The organism is Xanthomonas sp. NCPPB 3218 (assembly GCF_056725185.1).
On the sequence record NZ_CM161516.1, the window covers coordinates 4,242,939 to 4,264,576 of the forward strand.

At 66.7% G+C, this 21,638-nt stretch carries 17 protein-coding genes; 8 read left to right on the forward strand and 9 right to left on the reverse strand.

Features of this window, described 5'->3' with window-relative positions; genetic code table 11:
• Nucleotides 1-243 precede the first annotated feature (243 nt).
• On the forward strand, nt 244-1,632 hold the full coding sequence (locus AC1PLS_RS17490) for a DEAD/DEAH box helicase (RefSeq protein ID WP_104649381.1): 1,389 nt from the start codon (nt 244-246) through the stop codon (nt 1,630-1,632).
• Nucleotides 1,633-1,856: 224 nt separating this feature from the next.
• On the opposite strand, the gene AC1PLS_RS17495 is transcribed toward AC1PLS_RS17490, so the two are convergent.
• Together AC1PLS_RS17495 and AC1PLS_RS17500 are read right to left on the reverse strand one after the other, a co-directional pair.
• Nucleotides 1,857-4,142: a transferrin receptor-like dimerization domain-containing protein gene (locus AC1PLS_RS17495; protein ID WP_184433425.1), complete on the reverse strand. Its 2,286-nt coding sequence runs from the start codon at nt 4,140-4,142 to the stop codon at nt 1,857-1,859.
• A 108-nt stretch (nt 4,143-4,250) separates the two neighbouring features.
• Nucleotides 4,251-6,872 (reverse strand): TonB-dependent receptor plug domain-containing protein, encoded by a 2,622-nt coding sequence (locus AC1PLS_RS17500; protein ID WP_184433422.1) that lies wholly within the window; start codon nt 6,870-6,872, stop codon nt 4,251-4,253.
• 282 nt (nt 6,873-7,154) lie between these two features.
• Here AC1PLS_RS17500 and queD point away from each other — a divergent pair, with 282 nt between their 5' ends.
• Nucleotides 7,155-7,508: a 6-carboxytetrahydropterin synthase QueD gene (gene queD, locus AC1PLS_RS17505; protein ID WP_039529685.1), complete on the forward strand. Its 354-nt coding sequence runs from the start codon at nt 7,155-7,157 to the stop codon at nt 7,506-7,508.
• A 192-nt stretch (nt 7,509-7,700) separates the two neighbouring features.
• A complete protein-coding gene (locus AC1PLS_RS17510; protein WP_039518815.1) occupies nt 7,701-8,063 on the forward strand; it encodes a phasin family protein in 363 nt (120 codons plus the stop codon).
• A 263-nt stretch (nt 8,064-8,326) separates the two neighbouring features.
• On the opposite strand, the gene bioD is transcribed toward AC1PLS_RS17510, so the two are convergent.
• A complete protein-coding gene (gene bioD / locus AC1PLS_RS17515; protein ID WP_184433419.1) occupies nt 8,327-9,001 on the reverse strand; it encodes a dethiobiotin synthase in 675 nt (224 codons plus the stop codon).
• Nucleotides 9,002-9,119: 118 nt separating this feature from the next.
• On the opposite strand from bioD, the gene AC1PLS_RS17520 reads away from it, so the two are divergent.
• Nucleotides 9,120-9,602 (forward strand): GAF domain-containing protein, encoded by a 483-nt coding sequence (locus AC1PLS_RS17520; protein ID WP_481103895.1) that lies wholly within the window; start codon nt 9,120-9,122, stop codon nt 9,600-9,602.
• Nucleotides 9,599-9,991 carry a TfoX/Sxy family protein gene (locus AC1PLS_RS17525; RefSeq protein WP_024938378.1) on the forward strand — a complete coding sequence of 131 codons (393 nt, stop codon included), beginning with the start codon at nt 9,599-9,601 and terminating at the stop codon, nt 9,989-9,991. Before AC1PLS_RS17520 ends, AC1PLS_RS17525 begins: the two co-directional genes overlap by 4 nt.
• Nucleotides 9,992-10,098: 107 nt before the next feature.
• Here the strand turns inward: AC1PLS_RS17525 and AC1PLS_RS17530 are convergent, their stop codons facing one another.
• The 4 genes from AC1PLS_RS17530 to dinB form a co-directional block, all read right to left on the reverse strand.
• Nucleotides 10,099-11,010, reverse strand: coding sequence for an alpha/beta hydrolase (locus AC1PLS_RS17530; RefSeq protein ID WP_481104514.1), 912 nt, complete (start codon nt 11,008-11,010; stop codon nt 10,099-10,101).
• A 96-nt stretch (nt 11,011-11,106) separates the two neighbouring features.
• The gene (locus AC1PLS_RS17535; RefSeq protein WP_481104515.1) at nt 11,107-13,317 is read right to left on the reverse strand and encodes a TonB-dependent siderophore receptor; all 2,211 of its coding nucleotides are present in this window, start codon (nt 13,315-13,317) and stop codon (nt 11,107-11,109) included.
• A 432-nt stretch (nt 13,318-13,749) separates the two neighbouring features.
• Nucleotides 13,750-14,400, reverse strand: coding sequence for a phosphoglycolate phosphatase (locus AC1PLS_RS17540; RefSeq protein ID WP_047127351.1), 651 nt, complete (start codon nt 14,398-14,400; stop codon nt 13,750-13,752).
• A 169-nt stretch (nt 14,401-14,569) separates the two neighbouring features.
• Complete coding sequence (gene dinB, locus AC1PLS_RS17545) at nt 14,570-15,649, reverse strand: DNA polymerase IV (RefSeq protein WP_039525307.1); 1,080 nt, start codon at nt 15,647-15,649, stop codon at nt 14,570-14,572.
• 341 nt (nt 15,650-15,990) lie between these two features.
• On the opposite strand from dinB, the gene fabA reads away from it, so the two are divergent.
• Nucleotides 15,991-16,506: a 3-hydroxyacyl-[acyl-carrier-protein] dehydratase FabA gene (gene fabA / locus AC1PLS_RS17550; RefSeq protein ID WP_046344438.1), complete on the forward strand. Its 516-nt coding sequence runs from the start codon at nt 15,991-15,993 to the stop codon at nt 16,504-16,506.
• Nucleotides 16,506-17,714: a beta-ketoacyl-ACP synthase I gene (gene fabB, locus AC1PLS_RS17555; RefSeq protein WP_481103896.1), complete on the forward strand. Its 1,209-nt coding sequence runs from the start codon at nt 16,506-16,508 to the stop codon at nt 17,712-17,714. Before fabA ends, fabB begins: the two co-directional genes overlap by 1 nt.
• Nucleotides 17,715-17,812: 98 nt before the next feature.
• On the opposite strand, the gene AC1PLS_RS17560 is transcribed toward fabB, so the two are convergent.
• Both AC1PLS_RS17560 and AC1PLS_RS17565 read right to left on the reverse strand, forming a co-directional pair.
• Entirely contained in the window at nt 17,813-19,837 is a 2,025-nt protein-coding gene (locus tag AC1PLS_RS17560; protein ID WP_481103897.1) for a M3 family metallopeptidase, read from the reverse strand.
• A 98-nt stretch (nt 19,838-19,935) separates the two neighbouring features.
• Nucleotides 19,936-21,039, reverse strand: a complete 1,104-nt coding sequence (locus tag AC1PLS_RS17565) for a PLP-dependent cysteine synthase family protein (RefSeq protein ID WP_054592364.1) — start codon at nt 21,037-21,039, stop codon at nt 19,936-19,938.
• A 133-nt stretch (nt 21,040-21,172) separates the two neighbouring features.
• On the opposite strand from AC1PLS_RS17565, the gene AC1PLS_RS17570 reads away from it, so the two are divergent.
• Nucleotides 21,173-21,574 (forward strand): CopL family metal-binding regulatory protein, encoded by a 402-nt coding sequence (locus tag AC1PLS_RS17570; protein ID WP_024938388.1) that lies wholly within the window; start codon nt 21,173-21,175, stop codon nt 21,572-21,574.
• The last annotated feature ends 64 nt before the right edge of the window (nt 21,575-21,638 follow it).

The following is a 21,638-nucleotide window of genomic DNA, read 5'->3' on the forward strand; positions in this document are numbered from 1 at the left end:
CGGTCTGCATGCGGCCGTCCGTTTCCCTTAGGGACAGCCGGCGAGGCCAGGATCGATCGATCCGCTCGCCCGCCCCACCCGACGCCTTTCGTGGTGCCGACGAACCCATCGCGTCTTGATTGGGTTGTTCCACCATCTCGCAGCGCGGTTCACGGGAACGCTCCGAGCCTCACTTTTTTGCATCTGCAATGCGTTTGCGCTCCGGGCCTGGCCTGGCGGCGACGCTTTACTTGGAGCTTCCTGATGTCTTTTGAATCCCTGGGCCTGGCGCCCTTCCTGCTGCGCGCGTTGGCCGAGCAGGGCTACGAAACCCCCACTGCGATCCAGCAGCAGGCCATCCCGCTGGTGTTGGCAGGGCATGACCTGCTGGCCGGCGCACAGACCGGTACCGGCAAGACCGCCGCGTTCGGCCTGCCGCTGCTGCAGCACCTGGGCACCTCGCCGCAGCCGGTCAACGGCCCGCGCAAGCCGCGCGCGCTGATCCTGACCCCCACCCGCGAGCTGGCCACCCAGGTGCACGACAGCCTGCGCGGCTACAGCAAGTACCTGCGCATCCCGAGCGCGGTGATCTACGGCGGCGTGGGCATGGGCAACCAGCTCGACACCCTGCGTCGCGGCGTGGACCTGCTGATCGCCTGCCCGGGCCGGCTGATCGACCATATCGAGCGTCGCAGCGTGGACCTGTCCGGCATCGAAGTGCTGATCCTGGACGAAGCCGATCGCATGCTCGACATGGGCTTCCTGCCGTCGATCAAGCGCATCCTGACCAAGCTGCCGCGCCAGGACCGTCAGACCCTGCTGTTCTCGGCAACGTTCGAAGAGAACATCAAGCAGCTGGCGCTGGAGTTCATGCGCAACCCGATGCAGATCCAGGTCACCCCGAGCAACACCGTGGCCGAGAGCATCACCCACCGCGTGCACCCGGTCGATGGCGCGCGCAAGCGCGATCTGCTGCTGCACCTGCTGGCACAGGACAGCCGCGAGCAGACCCTGGTGTTCGCCCGCACCAAGCACGGCAGCGACAAGCTGGCGCTGTTCCTGGAAAAGTCCGGCATCAAGACCGCGGCGATCCATGGCAACAAGAGCCAGGGCCAACGCATGCGCGCGCTGAGCGACTTCAAGGCCGGCCGCGTGACCGTGCTGGTGGCCACCGATATCGCCGCGCGCGGCATCGACATCGACCAGCTGCCCAAGGTCATCAACTACGACCTGCCGATGGTGGCCGAGGATTACGTGCACCGCATCGGCCGCACCGGCCGTAACGGTTCCACCGGCGAGGCGATCTCGCTGGTGGCGCAGGACGAAGCCAAGCTGCTGCGCCAGATCGTGCGCATGCTGGGCCGCGACGTGGAAATCCGCGACGTGCCGGGTTACGAGCCGCAGACCCCGATCCGTTGGGGCAACAGCGCGCCGGGCCGTGCCGAGCAGCCGGGTGGCGATCGCGCCCCGCGCAAGAGCCACGCCCGTCGTCCGCATGGCGATGCACCGCGTCAGGCGCATGCGCATGCCGGCCCGAAGAAGCCGGGCGGCCAGCGCAGCAGCGGTCCGCGTCAGGCCGGTGTTGCCGCCGGTGCCGGCGCAGGCCGTCGCGATGGTGGCCGTGGCGGTCAGCGTCCGGGCGGCACGCGCTGACGCCGGAGCGCCGGTACGACCGGCGCCCAGGTCTGCGTTGAACTGAAAGAAAAAGCCGCCCTTCGGGGCGGCTTTTTTGTGGGCGCAGTTCAGGCGATACGCGTGATGCAGCGCGAAGGAGATGGCGCCCGAGCCTCGTGCGTGCCATCCCAAGAGGCCGCAGTTATACAGCGATCCCTAGGAATGACGGGTGGCTGCGCAAGCAACCACCGTTCGTCGCTCGCCTAGCCTTCGATCAACGCGGTATTGCGATCGATCGCCTCGCGATACCGATCCAGCACCGCGGCGGTCTGCACGATGTAGGCGCTCAGATCCTCCCAGCGCCGGTCTTCCAGCGCTTCGCGGATGCCGGGCAAGGTCTTGACCTCGTATCCGGTGGCCAGGCCGGGCGCGTAGATCAGGTTCCGGTACCACGGCCGCCCCGGCAGACCGCCTTCGGCCAGCAGGGTCTGGTCGATGCGCTGCAGCGAGGCATTGAGCGTGCCGCGCACACGTGCATCCAACCCGCCGCCGCGCGATGCCAGTGCATCGTCATAGCGTCTGGCGCTGGTTTGCAGGCGGGTAATGGCCTGATCCAGTGCGGCAAAGTCGATCTGCGGCACTGCAGCTTTCGGCTCGGGCGCGCGTTGCGGCCGGTTCGGGTTATCGATGGCGGCATAGGCACCGGCCTGCAACAACTCGGCCTGGGTGCGGGCGGCAGTGCGGTCGCTGTCGGCCTGCTGCTTGAGCTCCTGCGCGTAGCCGGCCACCGCGTCGGCAAAGTCGCCGAAGCGTTGCGGCAACACCGGCGCGTTGGCGACGCGCAGCACCGTGCGGCCGACCGTCTGCGACAACAGCGGCAGATAGCTGAAATCCGGGTCGATGTAGCGCGCGAAATAATCGTAGGAGTCGTACAGCGAGTGATAGACACCGCTGCCGCCGCCCTGCCCGCCATAGCCCAGATCCAGCGTGGTCAGCCCCAGATGCTGCAGGAACGGGCTGTAGTCGCTGCCCGAGCCCAGCGCCTTCAGCGGCACGTCGCCGCCGGCTGCGAGCTGCTTGGCAATGTCTTTTTGCGCCGGCTTGGCGGTGGGTGCCAGTGCGTCGATGCGGGCACGGGCGCGTTGCCGTTCGAGCACGCTCACGCCGCTGTCGGGGTCGCGCAGATCCGCCGCCACGCCGTTGACCAGGCGTTGCAGCGCATGGCTGCCACCGGCATTGAGAAAGCCGCGCCCGTTGCCGTCAGTGTTGACGTACAGCACCGCCTTGCGGCGCAGTTCGTCGGCGTGCTGTTCGGCCCACTCGGTGGAGCCGAGCAGGCCGGCCTCCTCGCCGTCCCAACTGGCGTAGACGAGCGTGCGCTTGGGGCGCTGCCCCTGCCTGGCCAGCTCGCCGATCGCCTTGGCTTCGGCCAGCAAGGCGGTGGTGCCCGAGAGCGGATCGGCCGCACCGAACACCCAGCCGTCGCGGTGATTGCCGCGCACCACCCACTGGTCCGGATACTCGCTGCCGCGCAGGGTGGCAATGACGTTGTAGATGGTCTTGCTGCCCCACTCCGCATCCACCTTGAGATGCACGCGCGCGGTGTCGTCGCCACCGATGCGGTAGGTGATCGGCAGCGCGCCGCGCCAGTCCTCCGGTGCCACCGGCCCGCCCAGTGCGGCCAGCAAGGGCTGCGCATCGCCCCAACTGATCGGCAGGGTCGGGATCTTCAACACGCTGCCGGCCTGGTCGATCTTCAGGCGTTTGGCGCCCTTGCTGGCGCCGACGCCCGGGGTCAGCGGATCGCCGGGATAGATCGCGAAATTGGCAACCGAGCCGCGTTGCACGCTCCATTGATTGCGCGCCGGGCCATCCGGATACGCCCGATCCTGGAAATAACCGTCGTCGCGCGGATCGGAATAGATGATCGCGCCGATCGCGCCATGCTCCTGCGCCAGCCGCGGCTTGAGCCCGCGCCAGCCCTTGCCGTAGCGGGCGATGACGATCTTGCCGCGCACATCCACGCCGTTGCGCGCCAGCGCTTCGTAGTCTTCGGCGATGCCGTAATTGACGTAGACCAGATCGCCGGTGACATCGCCATTGCCGCCGTAGATCACATACGGCGGCAGCACGTTCTCGGTCTGGGTGGAGGTGCTGTCGCCCGGCAGCGGCGGCTCCTTCAGACGCGCGACATACGGCTTGGCCCCGAGCAATTCCAGCTGCGAGCTCCTGGGCGAGGGCCACAGCACCTGGAAGGTTTCGATGCGCGCATCCCACCCGTAGCCGCGCAGGCGGTTTTGCAGATCGCGGGCGTTCTCCAGGTTATGCGGCGCGCCAACGTGATTGGGCGCCGATGCCCATTGCTTCAACCAGCCGCGATAATCGGCGTCCTTCAGGCCGCTATCGAAACGCGCTTCCAGCGCGCGCTGCGCCTGTGCGGCAGCGGCGTCATAACCCGGCAGCGCAACGGGTTGGGCCGCAGGTTGGGCAGCGAGGGAAGGTGCGACAAAGGCCAGGGCGAGCAGCCAGGCATGCGGCGAAGACGTCATCGGAGTTCCTTGGAAAGTGTCCGGGGGCGAGCGGCGATTGGGTTGAGACAGCACGCTGGAGCACGCACGCACCATCGCACGGGCGTGCATGGGCGGTGCGTATTCCGATCAAAATCGATAGTCCAGGCCCACGGTGAAGTAACGCCCGCGCAGGTCGTACTGGGTGAAGTCGTAAGGCGCACGAATGCCCGGGAACGAGGCGTCGACCGGCGGCTGCTTGTCGGCCAGGTTCTCGATCTTGGCGTACAGGGTCAGCTTGTCGATGCCGGTGTAACCCAGGTACAGGTCGAACTGGTTGTAGTCGCCCACGCGCGACTGCACGGCAGTGGCCGCGGCGCTGGCCTTCTGGTCGTAGCCGCCGGTGTAGTACCAGGTCAGTGCGGCGCTGACGGTGCCCAGGTTCCAGTCCAGCGTGGTGGTGGCCTTGTTGCGTGGCAGCGACGGGCCGAGATTGCTGCCGGCGTAATCCTGCAACGGGCCACCGACCACGGTGGGGCGGCGGTAATCGCGCACATGGGTGTAGGCGGTATTGAGGCCGAAGTTGCCGGCTGCCTCGGTGCGCCAGCGCTGACGCAGTTCGACATCGACTCCCGAGGTCGTCAGCTCGCTGAGGTTCTGGTAGCGGTTGTACACCGCCACCAGCGTGCCGCGCTCGTTGCGGATCACGTCGGCCGGGTCGTTGTTCTGCACGATGGTGGCGTTGTTGCCGGTGCCGACCAGGTTCTCCAGTTCGATCTTGTACCAGTCCACGCTCAGGCTGGTGTCGGCCCACGGCGACAGCACCACGCCCAGGTTGTAGCTGCGCGTGCGCTCGGGTTCGAGCGCGGTGTTGCCGACGGTGAAGAAGGTCGGGTTCTGGCGCGAGCCCGGCACGTCCGGATCGAACGGGTCGACCACCGAGCCGTAGGAGATGTTGGTGCTGGCCGCATTCTCCGACAACGACGGTGCGCGAAAGCCGCGCGAGGCGGCCGCGCGCACCAGCACGGCGTCCAGCGGCTGCCAGCGCAGGCTGGCCTTGGGCGAAAACGCCTCGCCGAAATCGCTGTAGTGATCGCCGCGCCCGGCCAGTTGCAGTTCCAGCGATCGCAGCAGCGGCAGGTTGACCTCGGCATACAGCGCCGACACCCTGCGCTCGCCATCCACCGCGGCAATCGCGGGGCGGATCTGCAGGCCCTGGTCGATCTGCCAGGGATTGCGCGAGACCAGTTCCTCCTGCCGCCACTCGGCACCGGCGGCGAACCCGACGCTGCCGGCCGGCAGTTCGAACAGGTTGCCGGACACCTTGGCATCGACGCCGCGCAGCGTCGATTGCGCCGGGCGCAGCGTGCTGAGGTTGATGCCGTCGATCACCGACTGCGGCGTGGCGGACGGGTCGAGCAGGTTGTAGCTGCCGTCGGCCAGCGCCTGCGCCAGCGTGAAGCGGTTGGCGAAGCCACCGGACACGGTTTCGTGCTCGGTGCTGCGTGCAGCGAACGCAGCCGCCTCCCAATCCCAGCGTTCGGTCTTGCCGCGCACACCACCGAGAAAGCGGTAGGACTGCGAGCGATTGGTTTTGACCGTCTGGCCCAGGTCGAAGAAGGTGTATTCGATCGGCACCGCGGTGCCGTACGGGTTGTACGGGCTGGAGGCCGGCAACAGGTTGGACACCGGCTCGGCCAGCCCGCTGCTGGCGTTCAAGGCGAAGCGGCCGCCTTCCAGGGTGAAGTACGGGCTGGAGCCAAAGATCGACACGCCCTTGACCTCGCTGTAGAGCGCCTCGCCGAACGCTTCGACATTGTCGCTGAGCCGGAAGGTGGCATTGGTGTAGGCCTGATAGCGCTTGGTCGAGGGAATCAGCGTGGTGAACGGGGCCTGGTTGAAGCCGCAGGTGTCGCCGGCCAGGCCGTCGATCGGCGCGCTGGCGGTGAGTACGGTGCCGGTGGGGCAGTTGCCTTGCGCATCCAGCATCGGCACCGAGCGGCCGCCGACCAGATAGCGCGCGCCCTTGGCCGACCAGCCGTTCCAGCGCCCGCCGGGCAGGTCGGTGTAGATGCCCGAGCGGGTCAGCGCGCGCTGATCCTGATCCAGCCGGTCGCGGTTGTAGGCGTCGAAACTGAAAAGGATGTTGTAGCCGTCGCGGTCCAGGTCGCCGATGCCGCCGATGAACTTGGCACGCTGGGTATCCATGCCGCCCTGATCGGAGGTGCCGCCGCTCAAGCCCAGCTCGGCGCCCTGGAAATCCTGGCGGGTGATGATGTTGACCACCCCGGCCACCGCATCGGAGCCGTACACGGCAGAGGCGCCGTCCTTGAGCACTTCGATGCGCTCCACTGCCACCAGCGGCAATGCGTTGAGGTTGACGAAGGTGTCGCCCAGGCCATTGGCGGGAAAGCCGTAGTTGGCCAGGCGGCGTCCGTTGAGCAGCACCAGGGTGTTCTTCTGCGACAGCCCGCGCAGGCCGATGCCCGCCGAGCCGGACGCCCAGCCGTTGTTGGTGGTTTCGTTGGTGGCGTTGCCGGTGTTGGCCGAGATCGAGCGCAGCGCGTCGGCCACGGTGACCTTGCCGGACTGTTCCAGCTGCTGGCGGTCGATCACCTGCACCGGGTTCGGGCCTTCGCTGTCGGTGCGCTTGATATTGGAGCCGGTGACGCTGACGGTGGCCAGGGTCTTGCCCGTGTCGGGTGTCGCGTCGTCGGCATGGGCAAGGGGAATCAGCGCCGACAGAACGGCAGCAGACAGCAGATAAGGCATCGGGCGCTTCACGCACGGCATCCATGAATGGGGGTTTTGCAGTGGGCCATGCGCAATCGATTAACAAAAATTACAGATCTGCATAGAGATATGACGCGCGGTGACACACGTCGCTGGCCGGACGCAGTAAGACGCGCGTCGGACTTTGTGTGGGCGAACGGGCGCGGCGCTCCGGCGCAACGCGACCACCCCGTGTTGCGGGTGCCACGCGAGGGCGCAGAGACGCTGTGTCGCCGCGATCGGGTCAGCCCGGCAGGCACCGGCGCACTTACAATGGCGCGCATGGATATCTTCAAAGTCTTTACGCTCGAAGCCGCGCACCGGCTTCCCAATGTGCCCCCCGGCCACAAGTGCGCCCGCCTGCACGGGCATTCGTTCCGGGTCGAGCTGCATGTCAGCGGCGAACCCGGCGCCGAGACCGGCTGGATCATGGATTTCGGCGACATCAAGGCCGCCTTCCAACCGATCTACGACCGCCTGGACCACCACTACCTCAATGACATCGAGGGGCTGGAAAACCCGACCAGCGAGCGGCTGGCGATCTGGATCTGGAACCAGCTCAAGCCGGCGCTGCCGCAGCTGAGCGAGATCGTGGTGCATGAGACCTGCACCTCCGGCTGCCGCTATCGCGGCTGATCGCGCAGCGCAGTCGTGTGACGCGAGGCCGCCTCCAGGGCGGCCTCGCCGTTTCTACGGCACGGGTAATGAATTGATTTCAAAAGGCTTTTGAGACGATTTCGGAAATTTTCAGCAAACGTGTTGCATCGCAGCAATATCCGCGTATGCTGCAACGCAACAACGGTCACAGCCTTCCCCAAGGGGTTCGCAATGTCGGCGCAGTTCGAAAACGGCTTCAACAGCTTTGCCTCTGCAGCGGCACGCGCCAACCAGTTGGCGATGGAACACGCGGAAAACGCGTTTGGCCTGCAGCTGAAGACGCTCGAACGCAACGTCAGTGCGACCACCAGCTTCTTCGGTGAGTTTGCCCAGGCCCGCGACCTTGGCGCCTACCAGACGCTCTGGCCGAAGGGGCTGCAACTGGCCCGCGACAACCTGGAACGACTGGCCTCGGTGAATCAGGAAGTGGTTGGACTGGGATTGAAGGCATCCGATGCGCTCGGCCAACTGGCCAAGCAGCAGTTCGAGGCCAACAGCGAGCAGGCCGCCAAAGGCAAGACCCGGCGCACGTAAGCGCCGACAAAAAATTCAGCGTCTTTGCATGGGTCCCTCCCCCCATGCAATCCGGCCCGACAGATCCCTCCCTCTGTCGGGCTTTTTTATTGTCTGCGCATTGCGCGTGCTACCAATTTGACTAGGTGGTATCGCGGCGCGGCACGGCGCAGGGTGCACTGGAAACGCCGGGACGCAGGGCGAGCGCCCGGCAGCGCGCAAGGTTGGGATGGCATCTGGCGATCCGCGTCGCAGTGACGCGGCCGCCAGACCGCCAACGTCACTCAGACCGGCACGTGCAGCCCCAGCGACTGCGCCGCGGCATCGGCGCCCGGCCGCCAGCCGATCCGGCCCCAGCACGGCATCGCCAGGCGCTGGCGCAGCATGCCGATGTTCTCCTCGATGCGCTCCATCTGCGGGTCGACCTCGTTGGCGATCCAGCCGATGCAGTCCAGCCCGTCGGCAGCGATCGCCGCAGCGCTCAGGCGCGCGTGATTGATGCAGCCCAGCCGGATGCCGACCACCAGCACCACGGGCAGCTTGAGCGCACGTACCAGATCGGCCTGGTCCAGATCGGCGCTCAAGGGCGCAGCCCAGCCGCCGACACCTTCCACCACCACCACCTCGGCCTGCGCGCGCAATTGCGCGAAGGCCAGGGCGATCGGCTCCAGCGACAGAGTCACGCCGACATCGGCGGCGGCCAGTTCCGGCGCCAGCGGTGCCGGCAAGGCATAGGGATTGAGGGTGGCGTAATCGGGTTGCGGGGCGCTGGCGGCCTGCAGCGCCAGCGCGTCCTCGTTGCGCCAGCCCTGCGGCGTGTGCTCGCAACCGCTGGCCACCGGCTTCATGCCGACCGCCGTGTGGCCCTGTCTGCGCAGTGCGTGCAGCAGCGCGGTGCTGGCCATGGTCTTGCCGATGCCGGTGTCGGTGCCGGTGACATACAACGCCGGAAGCTGCATGCGTGTGTTCCTGCGGCCGCGCCGCGGTTGCCGTGGGGGGCGCGCAGCATAGCGTGCGGATCCGAACGCGCGGCTGAGTCGCAATGCCGCTGCGGATGGCCGCTGCTAAACTTCGGCCATGTTCGCAACCTCTTCGCTGACCGGCAGCAAGCCGGAACAATACGCCCAGCTCATCGCCCAGGCCCAGGCCCTGGTGCATGGCGAGCCGGACCGGATCGCCAATGCCGCCAACCTGGCCGCGCTGATCTTCAATGCGTTGCCGTCGCTCAACTGGGCCGGCTTCTATTTCTACGACGGCCGCGAGCTGGTGGTGGGGCCGTTCCAGGGCTTGCCGGCCTGCGTGCGCATTCCGCTGGACAAGGGCGTGTGCGGCGCGGCTGCCAGCACCCGGCAGAGTCAGCGCATTGCCGACGTGGATGCCTTCCCCGGGCATATCGCCTGCGATTCGGCCTCGCGCTCGGAGCTGGTGATTCCGCTGGTCAGGGGCGATGCGCTGATCGGCGTGCTGGATCTGGACAGCCCGGAGCTGGATCGCTTCGACGCCGACGATCAGCGCGGCCTGGAAGCCATTGCCCAGGTCTTTGTCGGCGCGCTGACGTGACTACCGAACGGCTGCGCAACATCGGCCCGAAAAGTGCGGCGTGGCTGCGCCAGGTCGGCCTGCGCACGCAGCAGGATCTGCAGGCGGTGGGCGCGGTGGGCGCATTCGTCAAAGTGCGCCGCGCCGGCTTCAAGCCCAGCCTCAACCTGCTGTATTCGCTGGAAGGCGCGTTGACCGACTGCCATTGGCAGGACGTGCCGGAAGCGCGCCGGCATGCCTTGCTGGCCGAATACGAGGCAGCCAGTGCGCTGTTGCCGGTGCGCGGGCGCGCGGTCGGTGGACCGGTGGAAACCGTGCACTACGCACGCGCCGACAACGACGATACGCACGGTGAGATAGGCGAAGCAGACGACGAGACTGCGGACCAGAGCGACACGCGCGACGATTGAGTGCCTGCGCCGAGGTGTCACCGCTGCATGCGTGCGGCATCAACACTGCGATCCGCAGCAGCGTGCTTGTCGAGCGGTTTTTCCTCGAGCGCCTGCTTGATGGGACGTCATCGACGCGTCGCTGCATCCCGCAACGTTGGCGCAAGCGATGCGCCCAACGTCTGGCCATGGCTGAGGCCTGGCAGCGGTTGATAGTCGGCGGTAAGGCCGGGTAACGACGACAACAGCGCGACGAGGCGTCGGGCGGCCTGTGGATCTGCGCGCGGCCGCCCCGGGCGATCCGGTTTTGCCTGGTTCGCTGGTGGTCCGCCCTCGCCTGCCATCAGCGTCAGCCGACGCCTGGATGGCTGCGTGCTTGCCAAACCCTCCCGTGCATGGTCGACCACACGCTGCGCCTGCTGCACGACAAACCCATCGCCCCACCACAGCGACGGGTCGACCGCGACGTAGTGCTGGAATAGCTGCGGCTGCGTCAGCAACACCTGTAGCACGAACAATCCGCCATACGAATGGCCCCACAGCGTCTGCCGCTGACGGTCCACCGCCACGCGCGCTTCCACCTGCGGGCGGATGGCTGTTGCGATCAGCTGCGCGAACGCCGCGGCACCGCCGGTTCTGCGCTGCGGATCGAGTGGATCGGTTTCCACCCGCCCGTCGCTATAGCGCGCAGGCGTGTAGTCCAGGCTGCGCCCCACCGCATCGATGCGCAATGCGCTGTCGTCGGCGATGAACACCAGCACCGGCGCATCGCCGTGGGTGGTCAGGCTGTCGAGCAGGCGCTCATCCAGCTCCATCAGCGCAGCATTGCCATCCAGCAGATACACCACCGGATGTCCCGCAGCCGGCGGCGCAGCTTTGGGGGTGGCGATGCGCACACGGTAATGGCGCTGGCCATCGGCCGAATCCAGGCGCAACGCGCTGAACACATACGAGGCACTGGGACGATCGGCGACGGTGCTGCCGATCGTGCGGCTTAGGTCCGGCTGTGCGAACGCCGGCATAGCGCCGGCGATCCACATCAGTGCAGCGGCATACGCAAGCCGCCAACGATGCTGTCGGGTCATTGCACTTTCCTTGTTGCGGCGCGCACGTTCGCATGCAGCGCCGCGTCGCTGTCAGAAACCGAAACTCAGGCTCGCCCAAAACGCGCGACCGGGTTCGTTGTAGGTGGCTGCACCCGCCGCGCCGCCGGTGTTGTTGGTGCCTTCGCGGAATAGACGGGTGTCGAACAGATTGTCCACACCGACGCCCACGCTGACCTTGCGGGTGATCCGGTAACGCGCACTGACGCCCCACAGGTCATAGGGGTCGCGCGAGTCGGGCGCGATGGCGCCGCCGCTGGTGCTCGATTGCGTGGCCGACTCCTGTTTGCCGTAGAAGGTCCCGGTGAGCAGCAGCGACAAGGCCTGGGTCGGCTGCCAATCCAGCGTGGTGTTGACGGTGTATTCGGGGATCACCGACAGCGGTTGATCGGTCGCGGTGTTCTTGTTCTCGATCATGTAGGTGACATTGGTGTTCCACTTCAGCTCGCGGCCCTGCTCGCCCAACAGCGGCAACGTGAGATTACCTTCCACGCCCTGCACGATCGCTTCCGATGCATTGGTCCACTGGAACACCTGCCCGCGCCGGTCGACGGTGATACCGACCGGCGTCATGCCGGCGACGATCTTGTTGTCGTAGGCGTTATGGAAGTACGTCAGCGAGGCGTGGTGACCGGTTTGCGGTGCCCACTCGATGCCGATCTCCTTGTTGATGCTGGTCTCCGGATCGAGGTTGTCGTTGCCCTGGATATAGCAGCCCGAACCAAGATTGGGGAACAGCACCGGGCAGCCATTGCCGCGTGTGTAATACAGATAATTGGCGTTGGACTGATACAGGTTGGGCGCCTTGAAGGCGCGCGCGATGCCGCCCTTGAGCAACCAGTCGTCGCTGAGTTTGTACTGCACGTTGAGGCTGGGGCTGAGGTTGTTGCCAAACTGGCTGTGGTGATCCAGCCGCACACCGGGCGTCAGCGTCAGCCGCTCGCTGACATAGATGTTGTCTTCCAGATACACCGCGCTGAGCGTGGCCTCGCTGCGTGGGCTGCGCGTGCCGTTGGCAAGACCGGGAAAGCCGCCGCCGGCGCTCACCGTCTGCGACATCGAATACGCATCGCTGAGGCGACTCTGGCGGCGCTCGAAGCCCAGCGTCAGTACCTGCTCGGCCCAGGCCTGCAGCGGCATGTTGAACTCGCCGTCGATGTTGAGATTGTCGAGCGTGGCGGTGGAATTGAGCAGGCTGGCGGCAATGGAGCCTTCGGGGCCGCCGGCCAGGCCTTCGTTGAGGCGGGTATTGTCGGTGCCTTCATAGGCGGCGGTGAGGCGCGAGGTGCCGAGCGCCCAGGTGCCGCGATGGGTCAGCGAGGCGGTGCGGCGGATCATGGTGTTGGTTTCGCTGCCGAACAGTGCGCCCAGATCGGCACCGGCCAGGCCATCGGCGCTGACCGCACGATCACCGGCGTACAGATTGCCCTGGCGGCTGAAACCGGCATCGAGTTCGATCACCTGGCCTTCCATCGGATCCCAGCGCAGCAAGCCGTTGATGTCCTTGTTGCGCACGCCCTCGCGCCCGGCCGGCGGCACTGCGGCGGGATTGCTAGCAAAGCGGCGATTGAGCTCCAGTGAATCTGGATCGGTCTTGTTGAGGTTTCCATACAGGCGGAACGAGAACGTGTCGCTCAGCGGCCCGCTGAGCTGGAAGCCGGCACGCTGGCCACCGCCTTCGGCACTGTGCTGCGGCACCAGGCCGAACACCGTCATCGAGCCGGTCAGGTCGCCGGTCGGCTTCTTGGTGATGATGTTGACCACACCGCCGGAGGCACCGGAGCCGTAACGTGCCGCGGCCGGGCCGCGCAGCACTTCGATACGCTCCACCGCTTCGGCCGGCACCCAGTTGGTGTCGCCGCGCGTATTGCGCTCGCCGCTGCGGCCCATGCGCACCGCATCGCGCGATCCCACCGGCTTGCCGTCGACCAGGATCAGCGTGTTTTCCGGGCCCATGCCGCGCAGATCGATCTGGCGGTTGTTGCCGTACTGGCCGGAGGCGCTGTTGCCGGTGAGGTTGACGCCCGGCATGGTGCGCAGCAACTGCGACAGATCGTTGACCGGTGGGCGCCGTTCGATGTCCTCGGCGGTGATCACCGATGACCCCAAGGCCTGGCGTGCGATCTGCGCGGCGGTGACGTGCACGGTGTCCAGCGACTGCGGCTCGGCTGCAACCTCTTCGGCGGATGCGCTGCAGATGCAGCAACCGAGAGCAATGGCCAGCACCAGCTGACGGTGGGACAACACGGGACGACGTGCAGGCGCAGACATCCATGACCGGCGTGATGCGGACATTCTCAAACCTCGACAGGAGATGGACCTCTGGCGACGGCTTGAGGTGACACGATGGGGGTGATGCATGCAGCGCCGCGCACGACGTGCATGCGCGGCGCTGACGCAGTCAAACTTGTCCGCGCATTCTACACAGATGCGATTCATTCTCAAATCGGAACGCTGCGCTGGCATGGTCGCACGCAGGCATTGCCGCTTCCGGCAGCGCAGACGTCACCAATGACGCACACCGGTGGGGAACTGTACGCGTTAGCTGGCCGACGATGCGGCCAGCGTGCGAAAGGCCTTCATTCAAGGCGACAAATGCCGCCAGCCGATGGTGGTATTGGTTGCTTCACCGCCGTGCGGACGATGCCTGCACCCGCGCTGGCAACACTGCGCGTCTTACTTCAGCGCCAGCAATTGCCGCATGTCATCGATGATGGCCACGGCACCGGCGCTCTGCACATCGAAGCCGCGCAGATAGCCGTAACGCACCATCGCCAGCGGCATTGCCGCGGCGTTTGCAGCCGCCGCGTCGGTGGCCGAATCGCCGACCATCAGGCATTGCTGCGGTGTGCGCCCGAACTGTTTGGCCAGGTGCAGCAGCGGCGCTGCATCGGGTTTGCGCTGCGGCAGCGAATCGCCACCGAGCACACTGCTGAAATGCGCGGCGATGCCCAGGTGCTCCAGCAGCGGCGCGATGAAGCGCGCGGGCTTGTTGGTGCACAGCGCCAGCGTGGCGCCGGCCTCGCGCAGGCCGGCCAATGCCTCGGCAACACCGGGATACAGCTGCGGGTTGTGCAGCAGGCTGGCCTGGTAGTGGCGCATCATCAGCGGCATCTCGGTATCGGCATCGTGGGTGCCGCCGGCTTCGCGCAAGGCGGTGGCGAGCAGCACGTGCACGCCTTCACCGATCCAGCTGCGGATCGTCGCCTCGCTGAACTGCTGCAGCCCGAGTTCCTGCAAGGTGGCATTGAGCGCTTCGGCGATATTGGGTGCGCTGTCCACCAGCGTGCCATCCAGGTCGAAGATCACCAGCGGATACGGAAACATGCGCACAGTCTCGTTGGGGGAGCGGCCTGCAGTGTACGAGCTGCGGGATTCAGGGCGCGTCACCGTGGCGCGATGCGAACGGCCGATGCAAGCGTCGATGCATGGGTGCAGTCATCGCTGCATGCACCACACGCCGCGGCCGCAGTGCAGCAGCCATGCCGCCCTGCACTCACTGCGCCGGCGGCATGTCGCCAAATAACTCGCCCTGCACCGCGCCCTCTTCCGCGTCACTGAAACCGCTCAATCCCACCCCGACCAGGCGATAGCGCGTGTCGTCGGGCAACTCCACGCGCCGGGTCAGCGCCAGCGCGATCTCCGCCAATGCCTCCAGCGAGGCCGGTGGCTGATCTGGCGTGTACGAGCGGGTCAGGATGCGGAAGTTGGAGGTCTTCAACTTGAGGACCACGGTGCGCCCGATGCGCTCGGTACGGCGCGTGGCCAGCCAGGTCTTTTCGGCCAGGCGTAGGATGTGCGGATCCAGTGCCTCCAGCGCGATGTCCTCGCTGAAGGTATCTTCCGAGGACACCGACTGCACCTCCTGATCCGGCTCGACCGGGCGCTCGTCGATGCCGCGTGCGCGGCGGTACAGGCTCTGCCCGAAGCTGCCGAAATGCGCTTGCAGCTCTTCCAGGGGACGCAGCCGCAGATCGCTGACGGTGACGATCCCCAACGCCGCCAACTTGCCATCCATCACCTTGCCCACGCCGGGAATGCGGTTGACCGGCAGCGGCAGCAGGAACGCATCGACGCGACTGGGCGCGATGACGAACTGCCCGTCGGGCTTGCGCCAGTCCGAGGCGATCTTGGCCAGGAACTTGTTCGGTGCGATGCCGGCCGATGCGGTGAGCTGGGTTTCCTCGCGGATCTGGCTGCGGATCAGTTGCGCGATTTCGGTGGCCAGCTGCATGCCGGTCTTGGCTTGCGTGACATCCAGATAGGCCTCGTCCAGGGACAGCGGCTCGACCAGATCGGTGTGGCGATGGAAGATCTCGCGCACCTGCCGCGACACCGCCTTGTAGCGCGCAAAATCCGGCGGCACGAATACCGCATCCGGACACAGGCGCTCGGCACGCAGCGCCGGCATGGCCGAACGGATGCCATAGGTGCGCGCTTCGTACGAGGCCGCGCACACCACCGAGCGCGCACCGCGCCAGGCCACCACCACCGGCTTGCCGCGCAGCGATGGATCGTCACGTTGCTCCACGGACGCGTAGAACGCATCCATGTCCACGTGCACGATCTTGCGCATCAAGCTGGCATCTCTCCGAAAACGTCGGGTCATGATAAATCAGCCGCGTCTCACGTCTTGCGCCGCGCCATCGCGCAAGCCCGGGCGCGAACGGACGCGAGCGCTGGCTGGACGCTCTACTGCGTCTGCCCAGGCGCCGATCCACGCCGAGCAGGCATGCCTGACCGCGTTCCGCTGAATGCCGTCATCCGCGTTGGATCCTGTCTGCCACACATGCTTGCCGCACTGCGCAACCGGCTGAAAACAGCACGCATGCGTACGGATAAAACGTTTGATTGAACCGCGCGCCCTCATGCACCCTTGCCGGCCTCGCCTTTCGCTTCTTGCAGGAAACGTTCGTCATGACTCGTCAAAGTGCGTACTCGCGCGACCAATTGCTGGCCAGCGCGCGCGGGGAATTGTTCGGACCCGACAGTGCCCGCCTGCCCAACGACCCGATGCTGATGTTCGACCGCATCACCGAGATCAACGACAGCGGCGGCGCGCATGGCAAGGGCCTGATCCGCGCAGAACTCGACGTGCGCCCGGACCTGTGGTTCTTCGGCTGCCACTTCATCGACGACCCGGTGATGCCCGGCTGCCTGGGCCTGGACGCGATGTGGCAGCTGACCGGCTTCTTCCTCACCTGGATCGGCGCAACGGGCCGCGGCCGCGCACTGGGCTGCGGCGAGGTCAAGTTCACCGGCCAGGTGTTGCCGAGCGCGAAATTGGTCAGTTACGAAATCGATATCAGCCGCGTGATCAACCGCAAGCTGGTGATGGCCCAGTCCGATGCACGCATGCTGGTGGACGGGCGCGAAATCTACACGGCCAACGATCTGCGCGTGGGCATGTTCACTTCAACGGAGAATTTCTGATGCGTCGCGTCGTCGTCACCGGAATGGGCATCACTTCCTGCCTGGGCAATGATCTGGACACCGTCTCCAGCGCCTTGCGCGAGAGCCGCTCGGGCATCACCGCATTGCCCGATCATGCCGACGCCGGCCTGCGCAGCCAGGTCGGCGGTGCGGTGGCGCTGGATCTGGACAGCCTGATCGACCGCAAGCTCAAACGCTTCATGGGCGATGCCTCGGCCTATGCCTACCTGGCCATGCGCGATGCGATCGCCGATGCCGGACTGGATGCCGAGCAGGTCAGCGACCTGCGCACCGGCCTGATTGCCGGCTCCGGTGGCGGATCCAGCCAGTGGCAGGTGGAAACCGCCGATCTGCTGCGCAACCGTGGCGTGCGCAAGGTCGGCCCGTACATGGTGCCGCGCACGATGTGTTCGTCGGTCTCCGCTTCGTTGGCGACCGCGTTCAAGATCCGTGGCCTGAGCTATTCGCTGTCGGCCGCGTGTGCGACCTCGGCGCATTGCATCGGCGCGGCCGCGGACCTGATCCGGCACGGCGCGCAGGATGTGATGTTCGCCGGCGGCGGCGAAGAACTGCACTGGACCATGAGCGTGATGTTCGATGCAATGGGCGCGCTGTCCACCGGCTTCAACGATCGCCCCGCCGTGGCCTCGCGGCCCTACGATGCGCAGCGCGACGGCTTTGTCATCGGCAGCGGCGGCGGCATGCTGGTGCTGGAAGACTATGACCACGCCATCGCGCGTGGCGCACGCATCCATGCCGAACTGCTCGGCTATGGCGTGACCTCCGATGGCGCCGACATGGTGGCGCCCAGCGGCGAAGGTGCGGTGCGCTGCATGCACATGGCCATGCAGGGCCTGACGCAGCCGATCGACTACCTCAACACGCACGGCACCTCCACGCCGCTGGGCGATGTGACCGAGCTGGGCGCGGCGCGCGAGGTGTTCGGCGACAACGTCCCGCCGCTGTCCTCGACCAAGGCGCTGTCCGGCCATTCCTTGGGCGCGGCCAGCGTGCACGAGGCGATCTACAGCCTGCTGATGCTGCGCGACGGCTTCATGGCCGGCTCGGCGCATATCGACGAACTCGACCCGCGCGCCGAAGGCTTCCCGATCCTGCGACAGACCCAGGACGCCACGTTGAACACAGTGATGTCCAACAGCTTTGGCTTCGGCGGCACCAACGCGGCGCTGGTGTTCGGGCGGGTGTGAGGGCGCGGCGGCGGGCGCCGCGCGGAATTGGGAATTGGGGATCGGTGTGCGGAGAGATCGCTCTTGCCACTCCCCAATCCCGATTCCCCACTCCCGGTTCAGCCCGCCATGCCGTTATGCCGCAGCAATGCGTCGATGTTCGGCGCACGCCCACGGAAGGCGCGGAAGTTGTCGGCCGCGCTGCGGCTGCCGCCACGCGACAGCACTTCATGGCGGAAGCGCGCGCCGGTATCGGCCACCTGCTCGGGCGCTTCTTCGAAGGCAGCGTAGGCATCGGCGCTGAGCACTTCGGCCCACTTGTAGCTGTAGTAACCGGCTGCGTAACCGCCGGCGAAGATATGGCTGAACTGGTGCGGGAAGCGATTCCATGCCGGCGGGCGGTTGACCGCCACCTCGTCGCGCACGCGCTCGATCAGCTGCAGCACGTTGTCCTGGGTCGGGTCGAAGCTGCTGTGCAGCTGCATGTCGAACAACGCGAACTCCAGCTGACGCACGGTGAACATGCCGCTCTGGAAATTGCGTGCAGCCAGCAACCGGTCGAACAGGTTGCGCGGCAGCGGCTCGCCGGTCTGCACGTGCGCGGTCATCGCCTGCACGCGCTCCCACTCCCAGCAGAAGTTCTCCATGAACTGGCTCGGCAGTTCCACCGCGTCCCATTCCACGCCGTTGATGCCGGCCACGCCCAACTCGCCGATGCGGGTCAGCAACTGATGCAGGCCGTGGCCCATTTCATGGAACAGCGTGGTGACTTCGCCATGCCGGAACGTGGCCGGCGTATCGCCACTGCCACGGCCGAAGTTGCACACCAGATACACCAGCGGCGTCTGCACGCCGTTGGCGGTGTCGCGGCGGTTACGGCAATCGTCCATCCACGCGCCGCCACGCTTGCCTTCGCGCGCGTACAGGTCCAGATAGAACTGGCCGACCAGCTCGCCCTGCGCATCTTCCAGGCGATAGAAGCGCACATCCGCATGCCAGACCGGCGCGCGGTCGGGCTTGACGGTCAGGCCGTACAGGCTGTGGATCACATCGAACAGACCGGCCAGCACCTTGGGCTCGGTGAAGTACTGCTTCACCTCCTGCTCGGAGAAGCTGTAGCGCGCCTGCTTGAGTTTCTCTGAGGCGTAGGCCAGATCCCAGGCCTGCAGTTCGTCCAGGCCAAGTTCGTCGCGGGCGAAGGCTTCGAGCTCGGCACGGTCGCGTTGCGCATACGGCCTGGCGCGCACTGCCAGATCGCGCAGGAAGCCCATCACTTCATCCGGGCTTTGCGCCATCTTGGTGGCGACCGAATACTCCGCGTAACTGGCAAAGCCGAGCAGCTGCGCCAGTTCGGCGCGCAGGGCCAGGATACGATCGATATTGGCGCTGTTGTCCAGCGCGGCATCGCCGAACTCGGAGGCGCGCTCGGCGTTGGCGCGATACAGCCGCGCGCGCAGCTCGCGATTGTCCGCATCGGTCTGCACCGGCAGATAGCACGGCATCTGCAAGGTCAGCTTCCAGCCCGGCACGCCGTCCTTTTCCGCGGCCGCGCGTGCAGCGGCGACCACCTCGGCCGGCAAACCAGACAGCTCGGTTGCGTCCTCGCTCACGTACGACCATGCATCGGTGGCATCGAGCACGTTCTGCGAAAACTTGGCGGCCAGTGCGGACAGTTCTTCCTGGACCTGCGCAAACCGCGCCTTGGACGCGTCATCCAGCTCGGCACCGCCGAGGCGGAAATCGCGCAGCGCGTTCTCCAGCACCTTGCGCCGCGCGGCATCGTAGTGCGCCGCTTCCGGCGCTTCGGCCAGCGCCTTGTACTGCGCATACAGCGCCAGGTTCTGCGCCAGCGCACTGCCGAAGCGGCTGAGCTTGGGCAGATTGTTGTTGTAGGCCTCGCGCAGCTCCGGCGTGTTGACCACCGCCTGCAGATGGCCGACCTGGCCCCAGGCACGCCACAGCCGCTCGGTGGCATCGTCCAGCGGCACCACGAAGCTGTCCCAGCTGACCGGGCTGACCTGCTCGGCCGCTTTCACCGCGGCCTCGGCCTCGGCGAGCAGTTGATCGATTGCCGGGCCCACGTGTTCGGGGCGGATCGCATCGAAGGACGGCAGTCCGGACAGGTCGAGCAGCGGGTTGGTCATGGGGCGCTCCGGCGATGGACTGGATCAGGAATCAGGGCGAGGGGTGGCAGACGCTGCCAGAGGCAGCGGTTTTGCCAGCAGCTGATCGGATATGGCGGTCATTCCAGCGCCGCACAAGGCAGCGCAGGCAAGTCGCCGCCGTTGACGGCGATGGCAATGGCCGCATCGCTGTCGGTGACGTCGATGTCGCGCGCCACGTACCAGGCCGGGTCGTAATAGCTGTGCGCATAGCGCTCGCCGGCATCGCACAGGATGGTGACGATGGAGCCGCTGCGGCCGACCTGGCGCATGCGCTGGGCGGCCTGCAGCACGCCGACGAAGTTGGTGCCGGTGGAGCCACCGACGCGGCGGCCGAGCGTGGCGCTGACATGGCGCATGGCGGCCAGGCTCAGGGCGTCGGGCACCTTGATCATCACGTCCACGCAGCTGGCGATGAAGCTGGACTCCACCCGCGGGCGGCCGATGCCTTCGATGCGCGAGCCGCCGGTGATGGCCAGCTCCTTGGGGCACTGCCCGTCCACCGCGCGGCAATAGCCGTCGAAGAACACCGACACTTCCGGGTCGGCGCAGAGGATGCGGGTGGCGTGGCGCCGGTAGCGCACATAGCGGCCGAGCGTGGCGCTGGTGCCGCCGGTCCCGGGGCTGCAGACGATCCAGTCGGGAATCGGATGCGGCTCCTCGGCCAACTGCTTGAAGATCGATTCGGCGATGTTGTTGTTGGCGCGCCAGTCGGTGGCGCGCTCGGCGTAGGTGAACTGGTCCATGAAATGACCGCCGGTCTCACGCGCGAGCTGGTGCGAGGCGCTGTCCAGATCGCAGGCACGCTCGACCAGATGACAGCGGCCGCCCTGGAATTGAATCGCGGCGATCTTTTCCGGCGAGGTCGAAGCCGGCATCACCGCGATGAAGGGCACCCCCAGCAGCCGCGCGAAATAGGCCTCGGAGATGGCGGTCGAGCCACTGGAGGCCTCGATCACCGGCCGCCCGGCCCGCAGCCAGCCGTTGGTCAGCGCGTACAGGAACAGCGAGCGCGCCAGCCGGTGCTTGAGGCTGCCGGTCGGGTGGCTGGACTCGTCCTTGAAATACAGGTCGATGCCCGGAAAACCCGGCAGGTCCATTGGAATCAGATGGGTGTCGGCCGAACGGTTGAAATCGGCCTCGATCTTCTGGATGGCGGCGGCCACCCACTGGCGCTGCGACATGGCAGGACTGTGCGGCGAAGGAAGCGTCAATTCTACCGCTGCCGGGCGCGCGGCCACGGCAGGCGGGTCATCGGGCGGACAGCTGGGAGCCGGTGCTATGCTCGTCGCACCCGACTGCCCGCCCTGACTGCCCGTGCTGCGTTGCCTGCTCCGCCTGCTGCTGTGCCTGTGCCTGGTTGCCAATACGGCCACCGGCGCGTGGGCGTCGGTGGGCATGGCGCTGCCGGGGATGGCGTCGGCCGGGGCGGTTGCGACCGCGTCGATGGCGCACGCGTCGATGCCGGCCGCGATGCCCTGCCATGCCGACATGCCGCCGCCCGCTGCGGCGCATCCCCCCGATAAAACCCGGCACGCGCACGCAACCGACTGCTGCAAGCTGGGCAGCTGCGACTGCCTGCAGCACTGCAGCCTCGCCTTGCTGACCCTGCCTGCGGTACCCGCCGGCCTGCCTGGCCGCGCCACCCTGCCTGCCACCCTGGCCGAAGGGCGCGGCAGCCCGGTGCCCGAGCAACCGGTTCGACCTCCCATCGCCTGAGCGCTGACGGCCTTGGCCGTCATCGGGCCCGCGCGCTTGCTGCGCGGGGTTTCTAAGCGATGCG